This is a genomic window from Sphingomonas corticis (assembly GCF_012035195.1).
GTDB lineage: Bacteria > Pseudomonadota > Alphaproteobacteria > Sphingomonadales > Sphingomonadaceae > Sphingomonas > Sphingomonas corticis.
In genome coordinates, this window is record NZ_JAAVJH010000003.1 from 383,448 (window position 1) to 397,154 (window position 13,707).

The 13,707-nt window shown below is 73.4% G+C and carries 13 protein-coding genes; 7 read left to right on the plus strand and 6 right to left on the minus strand.

Annotation, left to right across the window (positions count from 1 at the left end):
* Positions 1-13 precede the first annotated feature (13 nt).
* Complete coding sequence (locus HBH26_RS06905) at positions 14-454, plus strand: hypothetical protein (protein ID WP_168133844.1); 441 nt, start codon at positions 14-16, stop codon at positions 452-454.
* Between the two features lie 120 nt (positions 455-574).
* On the opposite strand, the gene HBH26_RS06910 is transcribed toward HBH26_RS06905, so the two are convergent.
* The gene (locus tag HBH26_RS06910) at positions 575-2,092 is read right to left on the minus strand and encodes an anthranilate synthase component I family protein (RefSeq protein ID WP_338057283.1); all 1,518 of its coding nucleotides are present in this window, start codon (positions 2,090-2,092) and stop codon (positions 575-577) included.
* Complete coding sequence (locus HBH26_RS06915) at positions 2,089-4,032, minus strand: peptidylprolyl isomerase (RefSeq protein ID WP_168133845.1); 1,944 nt, start codon at positions 4,030-4,032, stop codon at positions 2,089-2,091. Before HBH26_RS06915 ends, HBH26_RS06910 begins: the two co-directional genes overlap by 4 nt.
* 113 nt (positions 4,033-4,145) lie before the next feature.
* On the opposite strand from HBH26_RS06915, the gene tpiA reads away from it, so the two are divergent.
* Positions 4,146-4,898, plus strand: coding sequence for a triose-phosphate isomerase (gene tpiA / locus HBH26_RS06920; RefSeq protein WP_168133846.1), 753 nt, complete (start codon positions 4,146-4,148; stop codon positions 4,896-4,898).
* Positions 4,895-5,437, plus strand: a complete 543-nt coding sequence (locus HBH26_RS06925; protein ID WP_168133847.1) for a cupin domain-containing protein — start codon at positions 4,895-4,897, stop codon at positions 5,435-5,437. Before tpiA ends, HBH26_RS06925 begins: the two co-directional genes overlap by 4 nt.
* Positions 5,438-5,581: 144 nt before the next feature.
* Here HBH26_RS06925 and HBH26_RS06930 read toward each other — a convergent pair whose 3' ends face one another.
* Positions 5,582-6,970: a leucyl aminopeptidase family protein gene (locus tag HBH26_RS06930; RefSeq protein ID WP_168133848.1), complete on the minus strand. Its 1,389-nt coding sequence runs from the start codon at positions 6,968-6,970 to the stop codon at positions 5,582-5,584.
* 56 nt (positions 6,971-7,026) lie between these two features.
* Between HBH26_RS06930 and trxB the strand changes: the two genes are divergently transcribed.
* Entirely contained in the window at positions 7,027-7,995 is a 969-nt protein-coding gene (trxB, locus tag HBH26_RS06935; RefSeq protein ID WP_168133849.1) for a thioredoxin-disulfide reductase, read from the plus strand.
* Positions 7,996-8,043: 48 nt separating this feature from the next.
* On the opposite strand, the gene HBH26_RS06940 is transcribed toward trxB, so the two are convergent.
* The 3 genes from HBH26_RS06940 to HBH26_RS06950 all read right to left on the minus strand — a co-directional run bounded on the left by HBH26_RS06940 (position 8,044) and on the right by HBH26_RS06950 (position 9,912).
* Positions 8,044-8,799 carry a hydrolase 1, exosortase A system-associated gene (locus tag HBH26_RS06940; RefSeq protein ID WP_168133850.1) on the minus strand — a complete coding sequence of 252 codons (756 nt, stop codon included), beginning with the start codon at positions 8,797-8,799 and terminating at the stop codon, positions 8,044-8,046.
* The gene (locus HBH26_RS06945) at positions 8,787-9,473 is read right to left on the minus strand and encodes an alpha/beta hydrolase family protein (protein WP_239024607.1); all 687 of its coding nucleotides are present in this window, start codon (positions 9,471-9,473) and stop codon (positions 8,787-8,789) included. Before HBH26_RS06945 ends, HBH26_RS06940 begins: the two co-directional genes overlap by 13 nt.
* A gap of 181 nt (positions 9,474-9,654) precedes the next feature.
* Positions 9,655-9,912, minus strand: a complete 258-nt coding sequence (locus HBH26_RS06950; protein ID WP_168133959.1) for an acyl carrier protein — start codon at positions 9,910-9,912, stop codon at positions 9,655-9,657.
* 104 nt (positions 9,913-10,016) lie between these two features.
* On the opposite strand from HBH26_RS06950, the gene HBH26_RS06955 reads away from it, so the two are divergent.
* The 3 genes from HBH26_RS06955 to HBH26_RS06965 all read left to right on the plus strand — a co-directional run bounded on the left by HBH26_RS06955 (position 10,017) and on the right by HBH26_RS06965 (position 13,706).
* Positions 10,017-11,498: an AMP-binding protein gene (locus tag HBH26_RS06955; protein WP_168133960.1), complete on the plus strand. Its 1,482-nt coding sequence runs from the start codon at positions 10,017-10,019 to the stop codon at positions 11,496-11,498.
* The gene (locus HBH26_RS06960) at positions 11,495-12,718 is read left to right on the plus strand and encodes a pyridoxal-dependent decarboxylase, exosortase A system-associated (RefSeq protein WP_168133851.1); all 1,224 of its coding nucleotides are present in this window, start codon (positions 11,495-11,497) and stop codon (positions 12,716-12,718) included. Before HBH26_RS06955 ends, HBH26_RS06960 begins: the two co-directional genes overlap by 4 nt.
* 361 nt (positions 12,719-13,079) lie before the next feature.
* Positions 13,080-13,706, plus strand: a complete 627-nt coding sequence (locus HBH26_RS06965) for an XrtA/PEP-CTERM system exopolysaccharide export protein (RefSeq protein WP_168133852.1) — start codon at positions 13,080-13,082, stop codon at positions 13,704-13,706.
* Position 13,707 lies beyond the last annotated feature (1 nt).

Sequence of the window (13,707 nt, forward strand, 5' to 3'; positions counted from 1 at the left end):
AGGAGCCTGTCCGATGCGCCGCCGTCCCTTCGCCTTCGCCGCCGCTTTCGCCGGGGCCATCGTGCTCCTTCCCGCCGCCGCCCCCGCGCAGCAGGCGCCGCAGCGGATCCGCAACGTCCAGCTGACCGGGACCGAGCCGTGCCCCAAGGCGCAGGGCGACGAGATCGTCGTGTGCAGCCGCATCTCGCCCAACGAACAGTTCCGCATCCCCAAGGAGTTGCGCAACACCGCCGAGCCCGCGCCGCAGAACCAGGCATGGGCGAACCGCACGGTCACCGCGGAGACGACCTCGCGCGTCGCCGCGGGCCTGCCGAACACCTGTTCCCCCGTGGGCACCGGCGGGCAGAGCGGCTGCGCCCAGGCCTATGCCCGCGCCTGGGCGGCGGAGCGGCGCGCGGCGGAGAAGAACGATTCGATGATCCCCGGCGGCGGCGTGGATACGTCGGGGGAGTGAGCGGCGGGCGTTGACCGCGCCGCCCTCACCCTTCCGCGGCTTCGCCGATCCCTCCCTCTCCCGGCGGGAGAGGGAAGGGGCCCGCCCGGCGGGGCCGGGTGGGAAGGATGAGGACAGAATCTACTGGCCGAACCCCGGCGCGCTCGCCTGCGCCAGTGCCTCCCGCGCCGCGGCGAACAGCGCGCCGGACTTCGCCTCGCACTCGCGCTGCTCGTAGGCGGGGTCCGAATCGGCGACGATCCCCGCGCCCGCCTGCACGTGGATGGTGCCGTCCTTCACCACCGCGGTGCGCAGGACGATGCACGAATCCATGCTGCCGTCGGGCGAGAAATAGCCGACGCCGCCGGCATAGGCGCCGCGCCGCTCCCCCTCCAGCTCGGCGATCACCTGGCACGCGCGCACCTTGGGCGCGCCGGAAACGGTGCCGGCGGGGAAGCCGGCCAGCAGCGCCTCGATCGCGTCGCGCGCGGGGTCGAGCCGGCCGACGACGTTCGACACGATGTGCATGACGTGGCTGTAGAATTCGACGCCGTAGCTGTCGGTCACGTTGACGCTGCCCGGCGCGGCGACGCGGCCGACGTCGTTGCGGCCGAGGTCGAGCAGCATCAGGTGTTCGGCCCGCTCCTTCGCGTCGGCGAGCAGGCCGTCGCGGTTCGCCGCATCCTCCGCCGCCGTCCGCCCGCGCGGGCGGGTGCCGGCGATGGGACGGATCGTCACCTCGCCGTCGCGCACGCGCACGAGGATCTCCGGCGAGGAGCCGGTCAGCGCGAAGCCGGGCAGGTCGAGGTGGTAGAGGAACGGCGAGGGGTTGATCCGCCGCAGCGCGCGATACAGCTCGAACGCAGGCAGCGGGAAGGGCGCGGTGAAGCGCTGCGCCAGCACCACCTGAAAGACGTCGCCCGCGACGATATAGTCCTTCGCGCGCAGCACCATGTCGCGATAGGCGCCCTCGGCCAGCACCGGCGTCGGTTCGATCGCGAGCGCGTCCGCGGTCACGCGCGGCGGCAACGGTGCGTGCGCCAGCCGCGCCTCCACGGCGTCGAGCCGCTCCTCAGCCGCGGCGACGATCGCGGCGGGATCGCGGTTCGCGTCCGGCCACACCGGCGCGACGAGGAACAGCGCGTCTGCCAGTCGGTCGAAGACCAGCACCACGGTGGGCCGCACGATCATCATGTCGGGCAAGCCGAGCGGATCGGCGGCCGGTTCGGGCAGGTCCTCGACCAGCCCGATCGTCTCGTAGCCGAAATAGCCCACCAGGCAGGCGAGCGCGCGTGGCAGCTCCGCGGGCACGTCCATCCGGCACGACGCGACCAGCGCGCGCAGCGCGTCGAGCGTGGGCCGGTCGTGCGGGACGAAGGCGTCGCGGTCGTCGAGCCATCGCGCGTTCACCTCCGCGCGGTGGCCGCGGGCGCGCAGCACCAGGTCGGGCGCAAGGCCGATCAGGCTATGCCGCCCGCGCACCGCGCCGCCCTCCACCGATTCCAGCAGAAAGTCGCCGCGCCCCGGCTCGATCAGCTTCAGCGCGGCGGCGACCGGCGTCTCCGTGTCGGCGACGCGTCGGCGCCAGACCAGCGCCGGGCGGCCCGCGTCCAGATCCGCGGCCAGTCGGGCGGCCAGTTGAGCGGGGGCGTCGCTCACTGCTCGCCCGTGCCCAGCAGGTCCTTCTTCAGCTTGTCGATGTTGCCTTGGTTGCGCTTCACGCCGACCGACGCGGCGACGGCGCGGGCGAATTGCTGGACATATTCCTGCCCGATCGAGCGGCCCAGGTCCGCGCGGGTCGCCATGACGACGCCGGGCTGCTTCGTCGCGTCGCCCGGTACGACCTGGTCCAGCTTCATCACCGCCCAGCCGTCCCCGGTCGGCGACGGGATCGTGCGCGCGCCGCCCGGCTTCATCGAGAACATCAGCGCGAGCAGCGGGTTCACCTGGCGCCCGGCCTGCAATTGCGAGCGGGTGGCGGCCAGCGGCTGCGGCGCGGGGCCGCGCACGCCCGCCTGGCGCAGCGCGTCGGCCAGCGAGGCGCCCCTGTTCACCAGCGCGACGACGCGGTTCGCCGCGTCGCGGGCGGCACGGCTGCGGCGGTCGGCGACGATGTCCGCCGCCACCTGGTCGCGCACCTGCGCCAGCGGGCGAGGCGCGGCGCGCACGATACGGTCGAGCCCCACCACGGCGAAGCCGCCGTCGCTGCCCACCGGCACCGTGGTCGGCGTGTCGCCCTCCTCAGCGGCGAAGCCGGCGGCGACGATGGCGGCAAGCGCGGGATCGGCGGCGACACCCGGCTTCTCCGGATCGGTGCCGTTGGCCAGCAGCGCGGGCGTCGCCTGCGCCGTCAGCTTCTGGTCGGCGACGACCTCCGCGATGCTGGCGTTGTCGGCCAGTGCATCCTCCACCGCATCACGCGTGCGCTGCAGCGCGGCGGCGGCCTTCTCGTTCGATACCTTGGTGGCAAGCTCGGCACGCGCCTGATCGAGCGACTTGCCCGGCACCTGCGCGATCGCCTCCACCCGCGCCACGACGAAGCCGATCGCGCCGCGCACCGGGCCGACCACCGCACCCCGGCCCGCGCCGAAGGCGGCGTCGGCGACCGCCGCGCCCGCCGTCTGCGCCAGCGCGGCCTTGTCCGCGCGCTCGACCTTGCGCGGCTCCAGCCCCGCGGCCCGCGCGGCGGCGTCCAGCGCGGTGCCGCCCTTCACCTTCGCGGCGAGCGCATTGGCGGCATTCTGGTCCAGCACCGTCACCAGCGTCACGTCGCGCGTCTCGCGCGCGGCATAGGCGGCGCGATCCGCCTCGTACGCCTTGCGGATCTCCGCGTCGGTGGGCGCGGCCTGCGCCTTCACGCTCTCCGGCGTGACCGTCGCGTAGCGCATCACCCGCCGCTCCGGCACGGTGTAGCGCGCCACGTTGCGCTGATAGAACTGGCCGATCTCCGCGTCCGTGGGCGCAGGCCCGGCGGGGACGGCGGCGAAGGGCACCAGCGCCACCTGCCCGCTGCGCCGCTCCAGCAGCAGCGAGGCATAGGGCAGCGCCACCTGCTGCGGCACCTGCGTCGCGCCGATCGTCGGCACGATCAGGAACTGCGTCATCGTCTCGCGCGCGATGTCGCGCTGCACCTGCGCGTCGGTCAGCCCCTGCTGGCCGATGATCCGCTCGTAGGCGGCCTGGTCGAACTGGCCGGTGGGGCCGCGGAAGGCGGGAATGTTGCGCAGCTCGCTGCCCACCAGCGCGCGGCTGACGGCGAGGCCCTGGTCGCGGCCGAAATTCTCCAGCGCGGCGCCCGTCACCATCCGCTCCAGCAGACCCTCCACCCCGCCGGCGTTCACCAGCTGCTCCACCGTCACGTCGGGCTGCTGCTGGCGCGCGACGCGCAGCTCGTCCTGCACCCGCTTGCGCAGGTCGGCCGAGGCGATCGATTTCCCGTCCACCACCGCCACCGCGTCGCCGCCCAGCACCCCGCCGCCCGCGCCCGCGATCCCGGTGATGTCCCCCGCCGCGAAGGCGAGCGCGATCACGCCGAGAATGCCGAAGGTGATGACGTAGCCGACCTTCGAATTGATGAGGCGGCGGACGAAGCTGAGCATGGAGCGTGGGACCGGCTGTTTGGAACCGGCACGCTTTAGGGGTGGCGCACGGTGGCATCAAGCCGGCGTCGTTGCTAGGCGCGGGCATTCAACGAGGCGAAGGGGCGGGGACGATGCGACGCAAGCTGGTGGCGGGAAACTGGAAGATGAACGGCAGCCGCGCGGCACTGGCGGAGCTGGACGCGATCGCCGCGGCGGCCCGCGCGCACCCGGACGTGGACGTCGCCGTCGCCGTCCCCTTCACGCTGATCGCACCCGCGGCGGAGCGGGTGCCCGGCCTCGCCATCGGGGCGGAGGACCTGCACGAGGCGGAGAGCGGCGCGCACACCGGCTGCGTGTCCGGCGCGATGCTGGCGGAGGCGGGCGCGCGCTTCGCCATCGTCGGCCATTCGGAACGGCGGCACGACCAGGGCGAGACCAGCCAGGACGCCTGGGCGAAGGCGGCGGCGGCGCATCGCCACGGCTTGCAGGTCATCCTGTGCTGCGGCGAGACCGGGGCGGAGCGCGATGCCGGCCGCGCCGAGCGCGTGGTGCAGGCGCAGATCGAGAAGTCGCTGCCGGAAAATGCGAGCGGCGACTGGCTGACGCTCGCCTACGAGCCGCGCTGGGCGATCGGCACCGGCCGCACGCCGACGCTGGAGGACATCGCCGCGATCCACGCCATCGCGCGCGCGAAGATGCGGCAGCTGGTGGGCGACGCGGCGGACGGCATCCGCATCCTCTACGGCGGGTCGGTGACGGGCGAGAACGCGCGCGACATCATGTCCACGCCCGACGTGGACGGCGCGCTGGTCGGCGGCGCCTCGCTGACCGCCGCGAAGTTCGTGCCGATCATCGAGGCAGCGACGCGGAAGGGCGGCGCATGATCGAGCCGCTGCCGCCCGTTCGCCGCGTCGTCACCGCGATCGACGCGGACGGCCGCTCCTTCATCGCGGAGGCGGGGCCGTCTCCCGCGGGCTTCGCGCTGCCCGGCTCGCCGTTTCGCAGCGACAACATCTGGCGCACCCACGCCGCGCCCGCGCCGGTGGATGCGCCCGACGACATCGCCGCGCATCGGGGCGTGCTGCCCCCCGCGGGCGGCACGGTGCTGCGCGTCATCGACTTCCCGCCGATGGAGGGTACGCGCGAGGAGCAGGCGGCGCTGGCGGCGAAGGTCTTCGCGCTGCTGTATCCCGACGCGGACCACCAGGTGGGCAGCGACCGCTCGGCGGGGATGCACACGACGGACACGGTCGACTACGCGATCGTGCTGGCGGGCGAGATCTACGCCGTGATGGACCAGGACGAGGCGCTGCTGACCGCGGGCGACGTGCTGATCCAGCGCGGCACCGCGCATTCCTGGGAGAACCGCTCCCGCCGGATGGCGCGGGTCGCCTTCGTGCTGGTGGACGGGGTGCGGGGGTAGCGAGTGTCTGGCGATTACCCAGCCTCCGTTCGGCCTGATCGAAGTCGAAGGCTACGCGCGACGGTGGCTGTGCTTCGACTTCGCTCAGCACGAACGGAGCTTGCTTGCGCCGCGCGCTAGATCGCTCCGGTCATGGCGAGAGGCTCAGGAACCGAACCGCGCCTTCAGCACCGTCCACGCCGCGCGCAGCCCGTACGCCTCGCCCCCCTTGGGCCGCCCGGGCTTCGCCGCGGGCCGCCAGGCGAAGGTGTCGAGATGCGCCCAGGCGATCCCGCGCGGCACGAAGCGGCGCAGGAACAAGGCGGCGGTGATCGCGCCGGCGAAGCCGCCGTCGGGCGCGTTGACCATGTCCGCCACGTCGCTCTTCAGCATGTCGTCGTAGCCATCGTGCAGAGGGAGCCGCCACAGGGGATCGTACGCCCGCTCCCCCGCCGCCAGCAGCTCCGCCGCCAGCGCCTCGTCCTGGACGAAGGTGGCGGGCAGGTCCGGCCCCAGCGCCACCCGCGCCGCGCCGGTCAGCGTGGCGAAATCGAGGATCAGGTCGGGTGCGCCCTCCACCGCCTTGGCGAGCGCGTCGCCCAGGATCAGGCGCCCTTCCGCGTCGGTGTTCGTGTTCTCCACCGTCAGCCCCAGCCTCGTGGCCAGCACGTCGCCGGGGCGGAAGGCCGCGGCGGAGACGGCATTCTCCACCGCGGGGATCAGCAGGTGCAGCCGCAGCTTCAGCCGCCGCGACATCACCAGGCCGGCGAGCGCCAGCGCGTGCGCCGCGCCGCCCATGTCCTTCTTCATCAGCCGCATCCCCGCGGACGGCTTGATGTCCAGCCCGCCGGTGTCGAAGCACACGCCCTTGCCCACGATCGCCACGCGCGGGTGCGCCGGGTCGCCCCATTCCAGTTCGATCAGCCGCGGCGCGCGCTCCTTTGTGGCGGCCTGGCCGACGGCGTGGATCATCGGATAGCCGGTCGCGAGCGCGTCGCCGCGGGTGACGGTGACGCTGGCGCCGTGCGCGCGGGCGAGCGCGTCCGCCTCCGCCTCCAGCTCCGCCGGGCCCATGTCGCTCGCGCCGGTGTCGACCATGTCGCGCACCCGCGCGGTCGCCTGCGCCAGCCGCACGGTCTCTTCGATCCGCCCCGGCTCCCCCGTCAACAGGACGCGCGGACCGTGCGCCTCCACCGCCTTGTACCGGGTGAAGCGATGCTGCGCGAGACACCAGCCCAGCATCGCCGCCCCGGGCTCACCCGCGTCCGCGAGCCGGTACGTCCCTTCCGGCAGGCCATCGCCCAGCGAGGCGATGCGCCACGGCGAGGCGGAATCCTCGTCGCAGACCAGCAGCATCGACCACTCCTCCGCCGCCTCGCCCGGCAGGATCGCGCGGTTGCCCGGCTTCCCCGTCACCCGCGCCGCCGCGGTGGCGGTGCGCACGCGCTGGGGCTGGCGCGCCAGCCACGCGTCGAAGGCGTCGGGATGGACGACGTGGATGCCGCGGGCGGGCTGGCCGCGGTCGGGCTGGAGCAGGGCGGAGAAGTCGGTCATCGCGGGCGACCAAAGCAGGACTTTGCCGGCCGTGCAATGAACCCTACATCGCCACGATGACCACGCACTCGACTCGCATGCTGATCCTCGGCTCCGGCCCCGCGGGCCTTTCCGCCGCCATCTACGGCGCGCGCGCGGGAATGAAGCCGATCGTCGTCCAGGGCATCCAGCCCGGCGGGCAGCTGACCACCACCACCGATGTGGAGAATTATCCCGGCTTCGCCGACGTCATCCAGGGACCCTGGCTGATGGAGCAGATGCAGAAGCAGGCCGAGCATGTCGGCACGACGCTGCTGTGGGACACGATCGTCGACGTGGACCTGACGCGCCGCCCCTTCCGCCTGACCGGCGACGACGGCGACGTGTACGAGGGCGAGGTGCTGGTGATCGCCACCGGCGCGCAGGCGAAGTGGCTGGGCCTCGCGTCGGAGGACGCGATGAAGGGCAAGGGCGTCAGCGCCTGCGCCACCTGCGACGGCTTCTTCTATCGCGGCAAGAAGGTGGCGGTGATCGGCGGGGGCAACACCGCGGTGGAGGAGGCGCTGTACCTCACCAACCATTCGGACGACGTGACGCTGATCCACCGCCGCGACACCCTGCGCGCCGAGCGGATCCTGCAGGAGCGGCTGTTCGCGCACCCCAACATCACCGTGCTGTGGAACAAGGAAGTGCGCGAGTTCGTCGACGGCGGCGGCACCGCGGGCCTCGTTGCGCTCGACCTGGAGGATACCGTCACCGGCGAGCACAGCCGGCTGGACGTGGAGGGCGGCTTCGTCGCGATCGGGCACCATCCGGCGACCGAATTGCTGCGCGGGCACCTCGCGCTCGACGAGGACGGCTATGTCGCGGTGGAAACGGGCTCGACCCGCACCAGCGTGCCGGGCGTGTTCGCGTGCGGCGACGTGATGGACAAGACCTATCGCCAGGCGGTGACCGCGGCCGGCACCGGCTGCATGGCGGCGCTGGACGCGGAGCGCTTCCTGGCGGCCGCGGAGTTCGACCAGATGAAGGAAGCGGCGGAATAGGGCTGGCCTGCTGACGGCGCGCCGCGAACCTTCGGGCGGCCGAGCGGGTCAGCCTGCCGCGTGCAGGATCGCCCGTTCCACCGCGTCGATGTCGCCCGCGCGGGCGAAGCTGTGCGAGGCGGTGTCGACCATCACCGGCACGATCGCCGAGCCGCGCGCGGCGGCGGCGAAGGCGAGGGCGGTGGCGTCGCCCGCGGCCAGGACCACCGTCGCGCGCGTGCCCCAGCGCTCGATCGCGCCGACGACCGGCGGCACCTCCGCCCGAGCCGGACGCAGCAGCTTCGCCACGCCGCGCGCCAGCTTGCGCAGGTCGACGCCGCCGCGCAGCAGCCGCCGCCACTCGGCGGGATCGCGCAGGCTGGCGGCATAGCCCGCGCGGATCGCCGCCGCCGGTGGCAGGTCGTCCGCCTCCGCGCCCGTCCACGGATTGCTCAGCACGACGGCGTCGATCCCCATCAACGCGCCCGCGCCCGCCAGCAGCGTGGCGGCGTCGCAATTGCCGTAGCCGACGACGCGCGTCACGCCGGTCTCACGCAAGGCGGCGAGCGCGGCGGCCAGGTCGGGCGCGGCGGCCGCGAAGCCGCGGTTCTCCCCGGTCGAATCGCCGATCCCCCGGCGATCGTAGCGGAGGACGCAAAGGCCGCGCGCGGCCAGCCGCGCCGCCAGCATCGCCATGCCGCGATGTGCGCCCGCGCGCACCTCGTTGCCGCCGGACACGATCAGCACCCCGGTGGCGCCCGCCGCCCGGTCCAGCGTCGCCATCAGCGTCTCGCCGTCGCACGCGATGGCGATCACGTCGCGCATCGTTCGATCCATGCGGCGATGTCGTCGGCGAGCACGCGGGCAAGCGCCGCGTCGCCGCGCGGCTCGCTGGCGCGCCACAGCGGAGCGCCGGGAACGTGCCGGTCGGCCGCGCGCGGGTCGCCGTCCAGCCGCACCACGCGCAGCGGCCCCGCGACCCACGGCTCCGCCGCCGCCAGCGCGGCGACCATCGCCTCGTCGATCGCATTGCCCGCATAGTCCGCCGCGCCGCCGAGCGCGCGGACGCGCCGCCATTCGCGCACCTGCGCCGCGCCGGAAACGGGCGACAGGTACCAGCGGCTCGCCACCCGCGCCTCCGCGTCGAGCAGCGCCCCGCCGCGCAGCGCGACGACGTGGACCGGGCCGGGCAGCTCCGCCGCCACGGCGGCGAAGGCTGCGCGCCACTCGGCCAGCCGAGCGTCGGCGGTGGGGACCAGGCTGTCGTTCTGGCCCGGCAGGTCGGGCAGCGCCGCGCCGATCCCGCGCGCGGCCAGGCGCCGCAGCACCTCGACCAGCAGCGCGCGGGTGCGGTTGCCCTCCTCGAACAATGCGGCAGCGGCGAGAACGGTGGGCCCTTGCGCGGGGCCGAAGCGCAGCATCGCCTCGCCGTTGGCGCAGCGTTCCGCCCGCTGGGTCACGCCCGCCACGCCGAAACGATCGCCCGCCTTGATCTGCATCTGCGCAACCGAGGATCGTTCCGCCTAAAGATCAGCGACTTACGAGGGGAGTTGTCGTGACGGACCGGACCAAGCGCCATCTCGCGGCGGCCCTGCTGGTAGCGTTGCTGGCCGCGACGTTCCTCCTCGACACGGGGAGCCGCGTCGGCGCCGCGTTCGACGGCCTGGGCTGATCGCGGCGTCAGACCAGCGCCTTGCCCGCGGCGAAGCGGGTGAGCGCGCCGAAGGTCTCCAGCATCTCGCCGTCCACCTCGTCGTCGTCGATGACGATGCCCAGCCGATCCTCCAGTTCGGTCAGCACGCCCGCCACCGCCATCGAGTCGAGTTCGGGCAGCGCGCCGAACAACTCGGTATCGGCGTCGAACCCGGCGACGCGGCCCGCGTCCAGCGACAGCACGTCGCGCAGCACCGCGCGGACGGTGTCCTCCACCTGATCCATGCCCTCCGCCCTCACGCGCCTCTCCCCGTATTGCTGCGCCCGCGAAGGCGGAGCGATAGGCGCGGGGGATGAAATCCGCAACGGCTTGGCGCTATGAGGCGGCCATGGTGCCGCTCGACCCCGTTCCGCAACCGATCGACCACGCCCTGCGCGGCGCGCCGGACGCGCCCGCGCTGGTCCTGCGCGACGCGGTGACGACCGTGGCGGAGGCGGAAGCGGCGGTGGCGCGGCTCGCCGGCTGGCTGGCGGCCCAGGACCTCGCGCCCGGCGACCGCGTCGCGACCTGGCTGCCGAAGACCGCCACCGCCTGCCTGATCCCGCTCGCCGCGGCACGCGCGGGGCTGGTGCACGTGCCGGTCAATCCGGTGCTGAAGCGCGCGCAGGTGGCGCATATCCTGGCCGACAGCGGCGCGCGGCTGCTGCTGACGCAGGCGGTGCGGGCGGCGACGCTGGAGCCGGGCGACGCGCCGCGGGTGGCGACGGAGGCGGGGGAGGGCGACGCGCTGCCCCGCTCCACCGCCGATCCGCAGGGACTGGCGGCGATCCTCTACACCTCGGGTTCGACCGGCCGGCCCAAGGGCGTGATGCTGAGCCACGCGAACCTGTGGCTCGGCGCGGTGTCGGTGGCCTACTATCTCGGCATCGAACCGGACGACCGGGTGCTGGCGGTGCTGCCGCTGTCCTTCGACTACGGGCAGAACCAGCTGTTCTCGACCTGGATCGCGGGCGCGGCGGTGGCGCCGCTCGACTATCTGACGCCGCGCGACGTGGTGAAGGCGGTGGCGCGCGTCGGCGCGACCACGCTGGCGGGCGTGCCGCCGCTGTGGACGCAGCTGCTGGAGGCCGACTGGCCCGCCGGGACCGCGGGGACGCTGCGGCGGCTGACCAACTCGGGCGGGGCGCTGACCCCCGCGATGGTCCGCGCGTTGCGCGCGCGCTTCCCGGCGGCGCGGCTGTTCCCGATGTACGGCCTGACCGAAGCGTTCCGGTCGACGTATCTCGACCCGGCGCTGGTCGACGCGCATCCCGATTCGATCGGTCGCGCCATCCCCTTCGCCGAGGTGCTGGTGGTGCGCGGCGACGGCAGCGCGGCGGCGGCGGGGGAGCCGGGCGAGCTGGTGCACGCCGGCCCGTTGGTGGCGCAGGGATATTGGCGGGATCCGGAGCGGACCGCGGCGCGCTTCCGCCCCGCGCCGGCGCATGCGCGCCACCGCGGCATGGCGGTGTGGTCGGGCGACACCGTGGTCGCCGATGCGGACGGGCTGCTCCGCTTCGTCGGGCGCGACGACGAAATGATAAAGACCGCCGGCAACCGCCTGAGCCCGCAGGAGATCGAGGAGGCGGTGACGGCCGGGCCGGAGGCGGCGGAGGCGGTCGCCGTGGGCGTGGCGGACGCGCGGCTGGGACAGGCGATCGTCGTCGTGGCGCGCGGCGATCCCGCCGGGGAGGCGACGCTGCGAGAGCGGCTGAAGCGCGACCTGCCCACGTACATGCAGCCAGCGCGGATCGAATGGCGCGACGTGCTGCCGCGCAACGCCAACGGCAAGCTGGACCGCGCGGCCATCGCGACGGAGGTGCGCGCGTGAAGCCGATGGGACCGATCCCTCCCGAGTTCGCCGGCCAGCAGGGCGCGCTGACCATCGGCGGCCGCAGCGCCGACGATTGGGTGGCCGCGCACGGATCGCCGCTGTTCGTCTACGATCCGGCGATCGTCGCCGCGCGGGTGGCGCGGTTCCGCGCGGCGATGCCGGCGGCGGTGGACCTGCATTACGCGGTGAAGGCCAATCCCTTTCCGCCGCTGCTCGCCGCGGTGGCGCCGCTGGTGGACGGGCTGGACGTCGCCTCCGCCGGGGAACTGGCGAAGGCGCTGGCGGTGAAGCCGGGAGGCGCGATCAGCTTCGCCGGGCCGGGCAAGCGCGACGCGGAGCTGGAGGCCGCCGTCCGTGCCGGCGCGACGCTGAACGTCGAGAGCGAGGGGGAAGCGACGCGGGCGCTGGCGATCGGCGACCGGCTGGGCATTGCGCCGCGGCTGGCGGTGCGCGTCAATCCCGACGTGGAGCTGAAGGGGTCGGGCATGAAGATGGGCGGCCGCGCTTCGCCCTTCGGCGTCGACGCGGAGCGCGCCGCCGCGCTGGTGCGCGCGATCCGCGGCGGCGGGGCGGACTGGCGCGGCTTCCACATCTTCGCCGGGTCGCAGGCGCTGGACGCGGGCGCGATCGTCGAGACCCAGGCGGCGACGCTGGCGCTGGCGACGCGGCTGGCGGCGGAGGCGGGCGCGGCGCCGCCGATGCTGAACCTGGGCGGCGGCTTCGGCGTGCCCTATTTCGCGGGCGACGTGGCCGTGGACGTGGCGCGCATCGGCGCGGCGCTGGCGGAGGCGCTGGCGGCCACCGACCTGCCCGGCACCGGCTTCGCGATCGAGCTGGGCCGCTGGCTGGTGGCGGAGGCGGGCGTCTATCTGACCCGCGTCGTCGACCGCAAGGAGAGCCGCGGGGAGACCTTCCTGATCGTCGACGGCGGGCTGCACCATCAGCTGGCGGCGAGCGGCAATTTCGGCACCGTCGTGCGCCGCAACTATCCGCTGGCGGTCGCCACGCGGATGGGAGAGGCGGCGACGGAGGAGGCGTCGGTGGTCGGCTGCCTGTGCACTCCGCTCGACCGGCTCGGCGACCGCGTCGCGCTGCCGCATGCGAAGGTGGGCGACGTGATCGCGATCTTCCTGGCTGGAGCTTATGGCGCGTCCGCCAGCCCGACGGCGTTCCTCGGTCATCCGGCGGCGGCGGAGGTGCTGGCTGGCGAGGGATGACCTCACACAAAGACACGAAGCCACGAAGAGAGGAAGCAGGGCGGCTGCGCCGCAGGCAGTAATCTTCTCTCTCTCTCTCTCTCTCTCTCTCTCTCTCTCTCTCTCTCTCTCTCTCTTCTTCGTTCGTGGCTTCGTGCCTTCGTGTGAGTCCCCTCTCGCCGTGCCAACCACCAACCCCCTCCGTTCGCTTGGAGCGAAGTCGAGAAGCATCGCGCCCGATGAAGAAGGGCTTCTCGACTGTGCTCGAAGCGAACGGAGGGAGGAGGCCGGCCGCCGCGCCCACCACGCTAAACGCTATCTTCACCTCTCCCGCCGCATAGCCCCTCGCAAAGCGCGGCATCGCGCGGGTGGAGGTTCGTTCATGCGGTTCGGTCGCGTTTCGCTGGGGATGCTGGGGTTGCTGGCGGGGTGCGCGGGCGGCGGCGGCCGGTCGGAGCTGCCCCCCGCCACCTTCGTCGCCACCAAGGAACAGCCGGGCGAGGAATATGTCATCGGCCCGCTCGACAGCCTGCAGATCTTCGTCTGGCGCAATCCCGAGCTGTCGGCGAAGGTGCAGGTGCGTCCCGACGGCCGCATCACGACGCCGCTGATCGCGGACATGCCCGCGGTGGGCAAGACGCCCGCGATGCTGGCCACCGACATGAAGCTGGCGCTGGGCGAGTATATCAAGGAGCCGATCGTCTCCGTCATCGTCGACGGCTTCTCCGGCACGTTCAGCCAGCAGGTGCGCATCGTGGGCGCCACGCAGAAGCCGGCCAGCCTGCCCTATCGCGCCAACATGACGCTGCTGGACGCGATGATCGCGGTGGGCGGGCTCGGCGAATATGCCGCGGGCAACAAGGCGCGGCTGATCCGATACGACCGCGCGACCGGTACCCAGAAGGAATACGGCCTGCGCATCGGCCGCCTGCTGAAGAACGGCGATGCCAGCGCCAACGTGAAGCTGGAGCCGGGCGACGTCATCATCATTCCGGAAAGCATGTTCTGAC

Excerpts from the sequence above, each read along its gene's own strand:
- HBH26_RS06955 (WP_168133960.1), top strand. The coding sequence starts at position 10,017 with ATGGTGCCGCTCGACCCCGTTCCGCAACCGATCGACCACGCCCTGCGC.
- HBH26_RS06945 (WP_239024607.1), bottom strand. The coding sequence starts at position 9,473 with ATGCAGATCAAGGCGGGCGATCGTTTCGGCGTGGCGGGCGTGACCCAG.
- tpiA (WP_168133846.1), top strand. The coding sequence starts at position 4,146 with ATGCGACGCAAGCTGGTGGCGGGAAACTGGAAGATGAACGGCAGCCGC.
- HBH26_RS06925 (WP_168133847.1), top strand. The coding sequence starts at position 4,895 with ATGATCGAGCCGCTGCCGCCCGTTCGCCGCGTCGTCACCGCGATCGAC.
- HBH26_RS06950 (WP_168133959.1), bottom strand. The coding sequence starts at position 9,912 with ATGGATCAGGTGGAGGACACCGTCCGCGCGGTGCTGCGCGACGTGCTG.
- HBH26_RS06915 (WP_168133845.1), bottom strand. The coding sequence starts at position 4,032 with ATGCTCAGCTTCGTCCGCCGCCTCATCAATTCGAAGGTCGGCTACGTC.
- HBH26_RS06965 (WP_168133852.1), top strand. The coding sequence starts at position 13,080 with ATGCGGTTCGGTCGCGTTTCGCTGGGGATGCTGGGGTTGCTGGCGGGG.
- HBH26_RS06930 (WP_168133848.1), bottom strand. The coding sequence starts at position 6,970 with ATGACCGACTTCTCCGCCCTGCTCCAGCCCGACCGCGGCCAGCCCGCC.
- HBH26_RS06940 (WP_168133850.1), bottom strand. The coding sequence starts at position 8,799 with ATGCGCGACGTGATCGCCATCGCGTGCGACGGCGAGACGCTGATGGCG.
- HBH26_RS06905 (WP_168133844.1), top strand. The coding sequence starts at position 14 with ATGCGCCGCCGTCCCTTCGCCTTCGCCGCCGCTTTCGCCGGGGCCATC.
- trxB (WP_168133849.1), top strand. The coding sequence starts at position 7,027 with ATGACCACGCACTCGACTCGCATGCTGATCCTCGGCTCCGGCCCCGCG.